Here is a 12,486-nt window from a genome sequence, read left to right on the forward strand (position 1 = left end):
ATGCTGCGCCGCTCGGCGGACGTTGCCGTCGGTGGCGTACAGGTGATGAAGTTCGGCGAATACGTGCACTCGCTGTACGTACCGACCAGCCTCAATCTGGTCAAGATCAAGCCGTTGCGCGGCACCGCGCTGTTCATCCTTGACGCCAAACTGGTGTTCAAACTGGTGGACAACTTCTTCGGTGGCGACGGCCGTCACGCCAAGATCGAAGGGCGTGAATTCACCCCGACCGAACTGCGCGTGGTGCGCATGGTGCTGGAACAGGCTTTCGTCGATTTGAAAGAAGCCTGGCAGGCAATCATGGAAGTCAATTTCGAGTACATCAACTCGGAAGTGAACCCGGCCATGGCCAACATCGTCGGCCCGAGCGAAGCGATTGTGGTGTCGACCTTCCACATCGAACTCGATGGCGGTGGCGGCGACCTGCACGTGACCATGCCGTACTCGATGATCGAGCCGGTGCGTGAAATGCTCGATGCCGGTTTCCAGTCCGACCTCGACGATCAGGACGAGCGCTGGGTCAACGCCCTGCGTCAGGACGTGCTCGATGTCGACGTGCCGATCGGTGCCACCGTCGCTCGCCGCCAGTTGAAGTTGCGCGACATCCTGCACATGCAACCGGGGGATGTGATCCCGGTCGAGATGCCGGACGAAATGATCATGCGCGCCAACGGCGTGCCGGCCTTCAAGGTCAAGATGGGCTCGCACAAAGGCAATCTCGCGTTGCAAGTGATCGAGCCGATCGAGCGTCGCTGAAGCGGCGCCACACCCCTTTTTGCATTAACTGAATTGTTGCCCGCCGAGGACACATGATGAACGACGATATGAACGCCCAGGACGACCAGGCACTGGCTGACGAATGGGCTGCGGCCCTGGAAGAAACCGGTGATGGTCAAGCTGACATCGACGCACTGCTGGCGGCCGACGCGGCCAGCGGCTCGCGTCTGCCGATGGAAGAGTTCGGCAGCGTGCCGAAAAATAACGATCCAGTGACGCTGGATGGTCCGAACCTGGACGTCATCCTCGACATCCCGGTATCAATCTCGATGGAAGTGGGCAGTACTGACATCAACATCCGCAACCTGCTGCAACTCAACCAGGGTTCGGTGATCGAGCTCGATCGTCTGGCTGGTGAGCCACTGGACGTGCTGGTCAATGGCACGCTGATCGCGCACGGCGAAGTGGTTGTGGTCAACGAGAAGTTCGGCATCCGCCTGACTGACGTGATCAGCCCAAGCGAACGCATCAAGAAGCTGCGCTGAGTGAAAAGGTTTCTCTGGGCTCTGTTGGCCTTGCCGCTGAGCGTGCTGGCTGCTGAGCCGTCGACAGCCACGACAGTGCCTGCCGCTACCGCGCCGATGGTGACCAGCGGCGTGGCCGGGCAATTGACGCAACTGGTGTTCGGCCTGCTGCTGGTGCTGGGGGTGATTTTTTTCCTCGCCTGGCTGTTGCGTCGCGTGCAGCAGGCGGGTCCTGCCGGGAAGGGGCAAGTGATCGAGCTGATCGGATCGCGCGCACTGAGTCCGCGTGACCGCTTGCTGCTGGTCCAGGTCGGCAACGAGCAGATCCTGCTCGGGCTCAGCCCCGGCACCATCACCGCGCTGCATGTGCTCAAGGAACCGGTCGACGTGCCTGCGACCAGTGAAAAAGCGACCCCGGAATTTGCCCAGCAGTTGCTGAAGATTCTCGGCAAGGATCAGAAGGATACGAAGTAATGGGTGCGTTACGCATCGTCTTGACGCTGGCCCTGTTGCTGGCCGCGCCACTGGCGTTCGCCGCCGATCCGTTGTCGATCCCGGCGATCACGCTGGGCACCAACGCCGATGGCGCGCAGGAGTATTCGGTCAGTCTGCAGATCCTGCTGATCATGACCGCGCTGAGCTTTATCCCGGCGGCGGTCATCCTGATGACCAGTTTCACCCGGATCATCATCGTCTTCTCGATCCTGCGTCAGGCCCTCGGCCTCCAACAGACGCCGTCGAACCAGATCCTCACCGGCATGGCGCTGTTCCTGACGCTGTTCATCATGGCGCCGGTATTCGACCGGGTGAACAACGATGCGCTGCAACCGTACCTGGCGGAAAAACTCACCGCTCAGCAAGCGGTGGAAAAGGCTCAGGTGCCGATCAAGGACTTCATGCTCGCGCAGACCCGCACCAGCGACCTTGAGCTGTTCATGCGCCTGTCCAAGCGCACCGACATCGCCACGCCGGATCAGGCACCGTTGACCATTCTCGTACCGGCCTTTGTCACGTCTGAGCTTAAAACCGCGTTCCAGATCGGCTTCATGATCTTCATTCCGTTCCTGATCATCGACCTCGTTGTGGCCAGTGTGCTGATGGCGATGGGTATGATGATGCTGTCGCCGCTGATCATCTCGCTGCCGTTCAAGATCATGCTGTTCGTGCTGGTTGATGGTTGGGCGCTGATCATCGGCACCCTGGCCAGCAGTTTCGGGGGTGTCTCGCCATGACGCCGGAAGTCGCGGTCGATATCTTTCGTGAAGCGCTGTGGCTGACCACGTTGATGGTCGCGATCCTGGTGGTGCCGAGCCTGTTGGTCGGCCTGCTGGTGGCGATGTTCCAGGCTGCCACGCAGATCAACGAACAGACTCTGAGCTTCCTGCCGCGTCTGCTGGTGATGCTGGTGACGCTGATCGTCGCCGGTCCGTGGATCGTGCAGACGTTCATGGAATACATCATCCAGTTGTACAAAAACATTCCGATGGTCATCGGCTAAGCCATGCAATCGCTGCTTCAGCTGACCGACACCCAGATCAGTACCTGGGTGGCCTCGTTCATGTTGCCGCTGTTTCGCGTCGCGTCGATGCTGATGGTGATGCCGGTGTTCGGCACCACGCTGGTGTCGCGGCGGATACGCCTGTATTTCGCCGTGGCGATCACCGTGTGCATTGCCCCGGGCCTGCCGCCCATGCCGGCGGTCAGCCCTTTGGATCTGAGCGGTTTGCTGCTGATTGCCGAACAGATTCTGGTGGGTGCCGTGCTGGGGTTTTCCCTGCAACTGTTCTTCCAGGCGTTCGCCGTGGCCGGGCAGATTGTCGCGATCCAGATGGGCATGGGCTTCGCCTCGATGGTCGACCCGGCCAATGGCGTCTCGGTGGCGGTGATCGGGCAGTTCTTCACCATGCTCGTGACCCTGTTGTTCCTGTCGATGAACGGCCATCTGGTGGTCTTCGAAGTCCTCACCGAAAGTTTCACCACGCTGCCGGTCGGTGGCGGATTAATGACGGCGCAGTACTGGGAATTGGCCGGCAAGCTCGGGTGGGTGCTGGGCGCAGCGTTGTTGCTGGTGTTGCCGGCTGTCACCGCGTTGCTGGTGGTCAACATCGCATTTGGCGTGATGACCCGTGCAGCGCCGCAATTGAACATTTTCTCCATCGGTTTCCCACTGACCCTGGTGCTCGGGCTGTTCATCGTCTGGGTGGGGCTGGCGGACATTCTCAATCAGTATCAGCCGCTGGCCACCGAGGCCTTGCAGTTGTTACGCGAACTGGCACGGGCGCGCTGAGTCATGGCTGAGAGCGAAAGCGGTCAGGACAAAACAGAAGACCCCACGGAGAAACGTAAAAAGGACTCCAGGGAAAAGGGTGAGATCGCCCGCTCCAAAGAACTCAACACCCTTGCCGTGATGATGGCTGGCGCCGGCGCCCTGCTGGTGTTCGGCGGTATGCTGGCCGAAGACCTGATGGAACTGATGCGCATGAACTTCACGCTGTCGCGTGAGGTGATCATGGATCAGGGTTCCATGGGCGCATTTTTGTTGAAGTCGGGTCAGATGGCGTTGTTGGCCATCCAGCCGTTCATGATCACGTTATTGCTGGCGGCATTGATCGGGCCGATTTCTCTGGGTGGCTGGTTGTTTGCGGCCGGCTCCATGGCACCCAAGTTCAGCCGGATGAACCCGGCGGCCGGCCTGAAGCGGATGTTTTCGTTCAAGGCTGTGGTCGAGCTGCTCAAGGCGCTGGCCAAGTTTCTGGTCACTTTGGGTGTGGCACTGGTGGTGCTGATGTCGGACGTCGATGACCTGATGCGGATCGCCCATGAGCCGCTGGAGATGGCGATCATTCACAGCGTTACGTTGGTTGGCTGGAGCACTTTGTGGCTCGCCTGCGGCCTGATCATCATCGCCGCCGTCGACGTGCCGGTGCAGCTCTGGGAGGCGCACAAGAAACTGCTGATGACCAAGCAGGAAGTGCGCGACGAGCACAAGGATCAGGAAGGTCGCCCGGAGGTTAAACAGCGCATCCGCCAGACCCAGCGCGAAATGTCCCAGCGCCGGATGATGGCGGCGATTCCCGACGCCGACGTGGTCATCACCAACCCGACGCACTACGCTGTCGCGCTCAAGTACGATTCCGAAAAGGGCGGCGCGCCCATACTGTTGGCCAAGGGCAGCGACTTCCTCGCCCTGAAAATCCGCGAAATCGCCGTGGCCAACAACGTCATGCTCCTTGAATCGCCGGGGCTGGCGCGGTCGATTTACTACTCCACCGAGCTGGATCAGGAAATTCCTGGTGGCCTCTACCTGGCGGTTGCCCAGGTGCTGGCCTACGTCTACCAGATCCGCCAGTACCGTGCGGGCAAGGGCAAACGCCCGGATCCGCTCAAGGACGATTTGCCGATTCCACCGGACCTGCGCCGCGATTCCTGATTTCTCCCCTCATACCTTTTGTCTCTGATCGTTCCCACGCTCTGCGTGGGAATGCAGCCCGGGGCGCTCCGCGTCCCTTTCCCAGAGCCGAACGCGGAGCGTCCGTTGAGGCATTCCCACGCAGAGCGTGGGAACGATCTGTGACCGAACTAATTCGGCAACTGCAGATTATCCAGCGCCCGATTCACCGCCAGTTCCCCGAGCATGATCAATTGCGCGATGCCCAGCAGCGTTCTGCGCTGCGATGCTGGTATGAGATTGGCGAAGTCGTTGGCGATGGTTCTGGCGCAAGCGAGGGTTTCGCAGGCGTCGGCCAGCAGTTCTTCATTTTTGAAGTCTGCGGTTACGGCATACATCGAGCGGGTTTTGCGTGGCGGCGGCGTGGCGCCGGGTGGGCAGAGGTAGTGGTCGAGGGCGCGGTCGGCGGCTTCGTGGAGTTTTTTCGAATCGAGGGATTCGTAGGGGGAGGTGGGGTCGGTTTCGGGCGGGTTGGGTGTTGGTTTGATCATGGTGAAGCTCCTTTGAGGTGGAGCCGCTACAACCTGTCGCTAAACAGGAGGGGTGGCGGCTGTACGCAGGTTAGCGAACCGGTCAAAGGCACCCGGCAGACCCGAAGGTCTCCCGCATACAGCCACCATGACGAAATCGCGAAAATACAGATCCGCAACGAAGCCTGGAACGCCGATGCACCTTTGACTTGAGTTCGAGTCGCTAAACCCGATCGCTGATTCGTCAGCGACCGACCCACAATAGAACCCGACCCCAAAGCGCACAAGCCGGCGGATTCTGGCTTGGCTGTAGGCAAAGGCGCAAGGATTTGTAGCCTCAAAGGCGTGTCTGGAGGTGTCTTTTAAACGCCAGAGTTTAAGAAGCGCATTGCGCTGACTGCACTGGCCCCTTCCCGAGCAAGCTCGCTCCCACATTTGGAATGCGGTCCCCCTGTAGGAGTGAGCCTGCTCGCGATGGGGCTTTTTCAGTCGATGGATTCGAACCAGACAGACCGCTATCGCGAGCAGGCTCACTCCTGCATGAGTCATGTTTTCTCTCCCGATTTCACTCCCCGGCAAAAGTTGGAAAGCTTCTTGCAGTACCCGCCGTGAGCCCGCTCTGGGCGTCAAAAGTTTGCTTTAAAGGAACGGGGAAAACCGGTGGATCGCTCTCAGTTATTCAACACTGCTCGCACGAATGTTGCCGACCTCAGTCGAGGCAATCTGGGCGTGCCGTTGTTGCTGCTGGTTATGTTGGCAATGATGATGTTGCCGATTCCGCCGTTCCTGCTCGACGTGTTCTTCACCTTCAACATTGCCCTGTCGATCGTCGTCCTGTTGGTCTGCGTGTACGCACTGCGGCCGCTGGATTTCGCCGTGTTTCCGACCATTCTGCTGGTCGCGACCTTGCTGCGGCTGGCGTTGAACGTAGCGTCGACGCGCGTTGTGATGCTCCACGGTCAGGACGGCCACGCCGCTGCCGGTAAGGTGATCCAGGCCTTCGGTGAGGTGGTGATCGGCGGTAACTACGTGGTCGGTATCGTGGTGTTTGCGATCCTGATGATCATCAACTTTGTCGTGGTCACCAAGGGTGCCGGGCGGATTTCCGAGGTGAGCGCGCGTTTCACCCTCGATGCAATGCCCGGCAAACAAATGGCGATCGACGCCGACCTCAACGCCGGCCTGATCGATCAGAATCAGGCGAAGATGCGCCGTCAGGAAGTTGCCCAAGAGGCCGAGTTCTACGGTTCGATGGACGGTGCCAGCAAGTTCGTCCGTGGTGACGCCATCGCCGGCCTGCTGATTCTGTTCATCAACCTCATCGGCGGTATGGCCGTCGGTATCTTTCAGCACAACATGAGCTTCGGTGATGCCGGCAAGGTTTACGCTTTGCTGACCATCGGTGACGGTTTAGTGGCGCAATTGCCATCACTGTTGTTATCTACAGCTGCAGCGATCATGGTGACCCGTGCTTCCGGCTCGGAAGACATGGGCAAACAGATCAACCGCCAGATGTTCGCCTCGCCGAAAGCGCTGGCCGTGGCCGCCGGTTTGATGGCGGTGATGGGCCTGGTGCCGGGCATGCCGCACTTCTCGTTCCTGAGCATGGCCGCGCTGGCCGCCGGTGGCGCCTACCTGTTCTGGAAGAAGCAGAACGTCGCCAAAGTGGTCGCGCTGGAAGAGGTCAAGCGTCAGCAGGAACTGCTGCCGTCGCCGGCCCGCGCCATGGAAACCAAGGAGCTGGGCTGGGATGACGTGACGCCGATCGACATGATCGGGCTGGAGGTCGGTTATCGCCTGATCCCGCTGGTGGATCGCAACCAGGGCGGGCAATTGCTGGCGCGGATCAAGGGCGTGCGCAAGAAGCTCTCGCAGGATCTGGGCTTTCTGATGCCGACCGTGCACATCCGCGACAACCTCGATCTGGCGCCAAGCGCCTATCGCCTGACCCTGATGGGGGTGATCCTCGCCGAAGCCGAGATCTACCCGGATCGCGAACTGGCGATCAACCCGGGCCAGGTCTACGGCACGCTCAACGGTATCAACGCCAAAGATCCGGCTTTCGGTCTGGAAGCGGTGTGGATCGAAATCAGCCAGCGCGCCCAGGCACAATCCCTCGGTTACACGGTGGTTGACGCCAGCACCGTGGTTGCCACGCACTTGAACCAGATTCTGTACAAGCACTCCAGTGAGCTGATCGGCCACGAGGAAGTGCAGCAACTCATGCAATTGCTGGCCAAAAGCTCGCCGAAACTGGCAGAAGAGCTGGTGCCGGGCGTGGTCACGTTGTCGCAGTTGCTCAAAGTGCTGCAAGCGTTGCTCGCTGAACACGTGCCGGTGCGCGACATCCGCAGCATCGCCGAAGCCATCGCCAACAACGCCGCCAAGAGTCAAGATACTGCCGCGTTGGTGGCTGCGGTGCGGGTCGGCGTATCCCGCGCCATCGTCCAAAGCATTGTAGGCACTGAGTCGGAGCTGCCTGTGATCACCTTGGAGCCAAGGTTGGAACAAATATTGCTCAATAGTCTGCAGAAGGCAGGACAAGGCTCGGAAGAGGGCGTTCTGCTGGAGCCAAGCATGGCCGAGAAGCTGCAGCGTTCGCTCATCGAAGCGGCGCAGCGTCAGGAAATGCAAGGTCAGCCGGTTATCCTGTTGGTAGCAGGCCCGGTGCGCGCGATGCTCTCGCGCTTTGGCCGCCTCGCAGTCCCTGGATTGCATGTGCTGGCCTACCAGGAAATACCGGACAACAAGCAAGTGACCATCGTTGCGACAGTAGGGCCCAACGGCTGAGGTAGTGGTTTATGCAAGTTAAGCGTTTCTTTGCCGCCGATATGCGTCAGGCCATGAAGCTGGTTCGTGATGAGCTGGGCGCTGATGCCGCCATCATTGGCAATCGCCGCATTGCCGGCGGTGTCGAGCTGACGGCGGCACTGGATTACAAACTGTCGGCGCTGGCGCCACGGGTTCCGAACATGGAACTCGAAGACGAGCTGCGCAAGACCCAGTCGCGCATCGTCACCGCCCAGGCCGAGTTGAGCCTGCGTGGCGAAGCCGACGGCAATAGCAATCGCCAGATCTTTGCCGGGCTGCCGTTGACGGCTGGCCTGCCACTGACCGCTGCCGAACCGCTGAGCGAGCCGACCTACGCCGCTCCGGCGCGCCCGGCGCCTGCGCCTGCGCAGTCCTCCGGCGGCGTGGATCCGCGTGCACTGGATTCGATGCGCTTTGAATTGAACAGCCTGCGCGAGCTGATGGAAGTTCAGCTCGGCACCCTGGCCTGGAATCAGCTGCAAGGCAGCCGTCCGGCGCAAGCCAACCTGTATCGCCGTCTGCAACGTATCGGTCTGTCCGGGCCGTTGTCGCGCGATCTGCTGGCGATGATCACCGATATCGAAGAACCGCGTCAGGCCTGGCGCATGTTGCTTGCGCACCTGGCGCGGATGATTGCCGTACCGGAAGTCGAGCCGCTGGAAGAGGGCGGTGTGATTGCGATGGTCGGCCCTGCCGGCATGGGCAAGACCACCACGCTGGCCAAACTGGCTGCGCGTTATGTGCTCAAGTACGGCGCGCAGAATGTCGCGCTGGTGAGCATGGACAGCTTCCGTATTGGCGCGCAGGAACAACTGAAGACGCTGGGCCGTATTCTCAATGTGCCGGTGACTCACGTCGATCCGGGCCAGTCGCTGGTGCAGGCACTGGATCCATTGCTGCGAAAACGCGTGGTATTGATCGATACTGCCGGCCTGCAAGCCAGCGATCCGGCCTTGCGCATGCAACTCGAAAGCCTCGCCGGTCGTGGCATTCGCTCAAAAAATTATCTGGTCTTGGCAACCACCAGCCAGAAACAGGTTCTAACGGCCGCTTATCACAGTTACAAGCGTTGTGGGCTAGCTGGCTGCATCCTGACTAAACTGGATGAAACGGCAAGCCTGGGCGAAGTGTTGAGCCTGGCGATCAGTCATGAATTGCCGGTCGCGTACCTGACCGATGGCCCACGGATTCCGGATGATTTGCATCTGCCGCGCCGTCATCAACTGGTCAGCCGCGCCGTCAGCGTGCAAATGCAGGAAGAACCCAGCGAAGAAGCCATGGCTGACATGTTCGCTGATATCTATCACAGCCCGACCAAGCAGGTAGGCTGAGGTATTCATGAACAGTTTTTGTACCTACATCGATGGTCTGCCATGCATTGTTCCGGTTGTGAACGCGCAGCCAGTAATGTGGCCTCCGTCTATGCAAGACAAGGTAAAGAAATAACATGGGCAGCATGCATCCCGTACAGGTGATCGCGGTGACCGGCGGCAAAGGTGGCGTCGGCAAGACTAACGTGTCAGTGAACTTGTCCCTGGCGCTGGCAGAGCTTGGCCGTCGGGTCATGCTGCTGGACGCCGACCTGGGACTGGCGAACGTCGACGTTTTGTTGGGTCTGACCCCTAAACGCACGCTGGCTGACGTCATCGAAGGCCGCTGCGAGCTACGCGACGTCCTGTTGCAAGGCCCCGGCGGCATTCGCATCGTCCCGGCCGCGTCCGGCACGCAGAGCATGGTCCACCTGAGCCCGGCGCAACATGCCGGTCTGATTCAGGCGTTCAGCGACATCGGCGACAATCTCGACGTACTGGTGATCGACACCGCTGCGGGTATTGGTGACTCGGTAGTCAGTTTCGTGCGCGCAGCGCAGGAAGTGTTGCTGGTGGTCTGCGACGAGCCGACTTCGATCACGGACGCCTACGCGCTGATCAAGTTGCTCAACCGCGACTACGGCATGAACCGCTTCCGCGTGCTCGCCAACATGGCGCAGAGCCCGCAGGAAGGGCGCAACCTGTTCGCCAAGTTGACCAAGGTCACGGATCGTTTCCTCGACGTCGCTCTACAATACGTCGGCGCCGTGCCTTACGACGAAAGCGTACGCAAAGCGGTGCAGAAGCAGCGTGCAGTCTACGAAGCCTTCCCGCGCTCCAAGTGCGCGCTGGCGTTCAAGGCCATTGCACAGAAGGTCGACACCTGGCCGCTGCCCGCCAACCCGCGCGGCCACCTTGAATTTTTCGTCGAGCGTCTCGTGCAGCAAACGGCAGGGCCCGTGTTATGACCGCTAGCGGTATGAATTACTACAAGAAGTCGGCACGCGACGCTCAGTACGAGCTGATCGAGCGTTACGCGCCACTGGTCAAACGCATTGCCTATCACTTGCTGGCGCGGTTGCCGGCGAGTGTGCAGGTCGAAGACCTGATCCAGGCCGGGATGATCGGCCTGCTCGAAGTCTCGACCAAGTATGACGCCAGCAAAGGCGCCAGTTTCGAAACGTACGCGGGCATTCGAATCCGCGGCGCGATGCTCGACGAAGTGCGCAAAGGGGACTGGGCGCCACGCTCGGTTCACCGCAATACCCGTATGGTCAGTGACGCAATTCGCTCAATTGAAGCTAAAACCGGCCGTGACGCTAAAGATCACGAGGTTGCAGCCGAACTCCAATTGAGTCTCGACGATTACTACGGGATTTTGAATGACACCTTGGGCAGCCGCCTGTTCAGTTTCGACGACCTGTTGCAGGACGGCGAACACGAAGGGCTGCACGAGGATGGCGCCAGTGCTCATCTTGAGCCGTCGCGCGATCTGGAGGATGAACGCTTCCAGGCAGCGCTGGCGGACGCGATTGCCAATTTGCCGGAGCGTGAGCGACTGGTGTTGGCGCTGTACTACGACGAAGAGCTGAACCTCAAGGAAATCGGTGAAGTCCTTGGCGTCAGTGAATCGCGGGTCAGCCAGTTACACAGCCAGTGCGCGGCCCGTTTGCGGGGGCGTTTGGGGGAGTGGCGAGCGCGCTGAAGGCAGTGTGGGGACACTGCGAACGAGGCTGGTGCGGTGATGAACGGCACCGGTCTTGCTCTGTTGTGCTCCAGACAGTCTTTGAGTGCTGCGCCGATTGATTGAAGTGGCGCGTCCAGGTGCTGGGCGCGTTTAAGACTGCTTGGAGGTCGAATTGAACAAAGACATGAAAATCCTCATCGTTGATGACTTCTCAACGATGCGGCGGATCATCAAGAACCTGCTGCGTGATCTTGGGTTCACCAACACCGTCGAGGCCGACGATGGCACTACCGCCATCCCGGTGCTCAACAGCGGAAGCATCGACTTTCTGGTAACGGACTGGAACATGCCGGGCATGACCGGTATCGACCTGCTGCGCCACGTGCGTGCCGATGAAAAGCTCAAGCACCTGCCGGTACTGATGGTGACGGCTGAAGCCAAGCGCGAGCAGATCATCGAAGCCGCTCAGGCCGGTGTGAACGGCTACGTAGTCAAACCTTTCACGGCTCAGGCGTTGAAAGACAAAATCGAGAAGATTTTCGAACGCATCGGCTGATGAACGCGCGGGGGAGCTATGGAGCATAACGAATCTTCACAGGGCGATTTCGAGTCGACCCTGAAAAAACACGCGGTCGAACTGGTCGAGAGCCTTGAAAAAGGCAGGTTCGGCGACGCTGTGCAACTGATCCATGAGCTCAATCAGACCCGTGACCGTGGCCTGTACCAGGAAGTGGGCAAGCTCACACGTGAACTGCACAGTGCGATCGTCAACTTCCAGATCGATCCGAACATGCCGCAGGCCGAGGAAGTGTCGCAAATCACCGACGCCACCGAACGCCTGGGCTATGTGGTCAAGCTGACAGAAGCCGCGGCCAACCGCACCATGGATCTGGTGGAAAGCGCCACGCCGGTGGTCAACAGTCTGGCTGATGAAGCCCAGACCTTGAGTGCCGATTGGGGTCGCTTCATGCGTCGTGAAGTCGGAGCTGAAGAGTTCCGCGAACTGGCGCGCCGGGTCGACGGTTTTCTGTCACGCAGCAGCACGGACAACCGTGCGGTGTCGAGCAATCTCAACGACATCCTGCTGGCCCAGGATTACCAGGACCTGACCGGTCAGGTGATCAAGCGTGTGACCCAATTGGTCACCGAAGTCGAAAGCAATTTGCTCAAACTTGTCCTCATGGCCAGTCAGGTTGACCGCTTTGCGGGCATTGAACATGACCGTGCCGCGATGCTTGCAGAAAAAGATCCACAAAAACATCTCTCGCAGGGTGAAGGTCCGCAGATTCATGCCGATAAACGAGAAGACGTTGTGTCCGGTCAGGACGATGTGGACGATTTGTTATCCAGCCTTGGATTCTAGAGTTTTGGAATTTGGGTTTTTTGGGTTTTTAGACCTGTAGGAGCACCCCATTAATGAGCTTCGGCGCCGATGAAGAGATCCTTCAGGATTTCCTGGTTGAGGCCGGCGAGATTCTTGAGCAACTGTCCGAACAACTGGTCGAGCTGGAAAGCCGTC

At 59.7% G+C, this 12,486-nt stretch carries 14 protein-coding genes and 1 pseudogene; 14 read left to right on the forward strand and 1 reads right to left on the reverse strand.

Features of this window, described 5'->3' with window-relative positions:
- From fliM to flhB, 7 genes are all read left to right on the forward strand, one after another.
- Positions 1-756 (forward strand): flagellar motor switch protein FliM (gene fliM, locus ACIPIZ_RS24975; protein ID WP_401168023.1); only part of this gene is annotated, 756 nt, incomplete at its 5' end.
- A 56-nt stretch (positions 757-812) separates the two neighbouring features.
- Positions 813-1,262 (forward strand): flagellar motor switch protein FliN, encoded by a 450-nt coding sequence (gene fliN / locus ACIPIZ_RS24980; protein WP_007920031.1) that lies wholly within the window; start codon positions 813-815, stop codon positions 1,260-1,262.
- On the forward strand, positions 1,263-1,715 hold the full coding sequence (gene fliO / locus ACIPIZ_RS24985; RefSeq protein WP_064390868.1) for a flagellar biosynthetic protein FliO: 453 nt from the start codon (positions 1,263-1,265) through the stop codon (positions 1,713-1,715). It begins immediately after the preceding gene.
- Positions 1,715-2,473: a flagellar type III secretion system pore protein FliP gene (gene fliP / locus ACIPIZ_RS24990; protein WP_007920027.1), complete on the forward strand. Its 759-nt coding sequence runs from the start codon at positions 1,715-1,717 to the stop codon at positions 2,471-2,473. The genes fliO and fliP overlap by 1 nt, the downstream gene beginning before the upstream one ends.
- Positions 2,470-2,739, forward strand: coding sequence for a flagellar biosynthesis protein FliQ (fliQ, locus tag ACIPIZ_RS24995; protein ID WP_007920026.1), 270 nt, complete (start codon positions 2,470-2,472; stop codon positions 2,737-2,739). Before fliP ends, fliQ begins: the two co-directional genes overlap by 4 nt.
- Positions 2,740-2,742: 3 nt before the next feature.
- Positions 2,743-3,528, forward strand: a complete 786-nt coding sequence (gene fliR / locus ACIPIZ_RS25000; protein ID WP_064390869.1) for a flagellar biosynthetic protein FliR — start codon at positions 2,743-2,745, stop codon at positions 3,526-3,528.
- 3 nt (positions 3,529-3,531) lie between these two features.
- Positions 3,532-4,671 (forward strand): flagellar biosynthesis protein FlhB, encoded by a 1,140-nt coding sequence (gene flhB / locus ACIPIZ_RS25005; protein WP_064390870.1) that lies wholly within the window; start codon positions 3,532-3,534, stop codon positions 4,669-4,671.
- 149 nt (positions 4,672-4,820) lie between these two features.
- Here flhB and ACIPIZ_RS25010 read toward each other — a convergent pair whose 3' ends face one another.
- Positions 4,821-5,180 carry a DUF6124 family protein gene (locus ACIPIZ_RS25010; protein WP_253485228.1) on the reverse strand — a complete coding sequence of 120 codons (360 nt, stop codon included), beginning with the start codon at positions 5,178-5,180 and terminating at the stop codon, positions 4,821-4,823.
- 639 nt (positions 5,181-5,819) lie between these two features.
- Between ACIPIZ_RS25010 and flhA the strand changes: the two genes are divergently transcribed.
- The 7 genes and pseudogenes from flhA to ACIPIZ_RS25045 all read left to right on the forward strand — a co-directional run.
- The gene (gene flhA / locus ACIPIZ_RS25015) at positions 5,820-7,949 is read left to right on the forward strand and encodes a flagellar biosynthesis protein FlhA (protein ID WP_064390872.1); all 2,130 of its coding nucleotides are present in this window, start codon (positions 5,820-5,822) and stop codon (positions 7,947-7,949) included.
- 11 nt (positions 7,950-7,960) lie between these two features.
- A complete protein-coding gene (flhF, locus tag ACIPIZ_RS25020) occupies positions 7,961-9,301 on the forward strand; it encodes a flagellar biosynthesis protein FlhF (RefSeq protein WP_008077677.1) in 1,341 nt (446 codons plus the stop codon).
- 116 nt (positions 9,302-9,417) lie between these two features.
- The gene (gene fleN / locus ACIPIZ_RS25025) at positions 9,418-10,248 is read left to right on the forward strand and encodes a flagellar synthesis regulator FleN (RefSeq protein WP_003222917.1); all 831 of its coding nucleotides are present in this window, start codon (positions 9,418-9,420) and stop codon (positions 10,246-10,248) included.
- Positions 10,245-10,985 (forward strand): RNA polymerase sigma factor FliA, encoded by a 741-nt coding sequence (gene fliA / locus ACIPIZ_RS25030; protein ID WP_007920004.1) that lies wholly within the window; start codon positions 10,245-10,247, stop codon positions 10,983-10,985. Before fleN ends, fliA begins: the two co-directional genes overlap by 4 nt.
- Before the next feature lie 166 nt (positions 10,986-11,151).
- Positions 11,152-11,523, forward strand: a complete 372-nt coding sequence (locus ACIPIZ_RS25035) for a chemotaxis response regulator CheY (RefSeq protein ID WP_024012118.1) — start codon at positions 11,152-11,154, stop codon at positions 11,521-11,523.
- Positions 11,524-11,541: 18 nt separating this feature from the next.
- Positions 11,542-12,330: a protein phosphatase CheZ gene (locus ACIPIZ_RS25040; RefSeq protein WP_007920000.1), complete on the forward strand. Its 789-nt coding sequence runs from the start codon at positions 11,542-11,544 to the stop codon at positions 12,328-12,330.
- A gap of 77 nt (positions 12,331-12,407) precedes the next feature.
- Positions 12,408-12,486: pseudogene (locus ACIPIZ_RS25045) on the forward strand (hypothetical protein); the annotation flags it as partial.

Source organism: Pseudomonas sp. NPDC087690 (assembly GCF_044743175.1).
GTDB lineage: Bacteria > Pseudomonadota > Gammaproteobacteria > Pseudomonadales > Pseudomonadaceae > Aquipseudomonas.